The organism is Mesorhizobium sp. M7A.F.Ca.CA.001.10.2.1 (assembly GCF_003998575.1).
Taxonomy (GTDB): Bacteria; Pseudomonadota; Alphaproteobacteria; order Rhizobiales; family Rhizobiaceae; genus Mesorhizobium.
The window spans coordinates 1-555 of the sequence record NZ_RZQY01001290.1; the positions used below are offsets into that span (position 1 = coordinate 1).

Sequence of the window (555 nt, forward strand, 5' to 3'; positions counted from 1 at the left end):
TGACATCGCCGCGCTCGATTTCGATCTGCCGCCGGCCAGCTGAGCCGGCCGACGGCTTTCAAAGAGATTACTCGGCAGGCATCTCTACAGGCCGAGCCGCCCGGCGGCCGGCGACCACGATGCCAAGCCCGATGATCGGGAAGATCGCGGCGACCAGGCCGAGATCGGCCGGCGCGCCGTAGCGCAGCACGGCACCGCCGACCACCGCGCCGAGTGCGACGCCGAGATAGAGCGCCGAAGCATTGAGCGACAGCACGATCGGTGCGGCGTCGGGCGCCAGCTTGATGATGCGGCTGGCCTGCGCCGGCGGGAAGGCCCAGCCGACGATGCCCCACGGCACCATCATCGCCATCAGCGCCGGTCCGGCAATATGCGGCGGCAGAAAGGTCGGGATGACCGACAGCAGGACCAGCATGCCGGCACTCAGCGCCAACGACCAGCCGACGGTGCGGGTCGCGCCGAACCGGTCGGCAGCCTGGCCGCCGCCAATGTTGCCGATGACGGCGCCGACGCCGAAGGCGAGCAGCATGCCGGGCAACGCGATCTGGCTGAGAC

The 555-nt window shown here is 70.1% G+C and carries 1 pseudogene; it reads right to left on the reverse strand.

Features of this window, described 5'->3' with window-relative positions:
- Positions 1 to 67 precede the first annotated feature (67 nt).
- Positions 68 to 555, reverse strand: a pseudogene (locus EN964_RS36705) (MFS transporter); the annotation flags it as partial.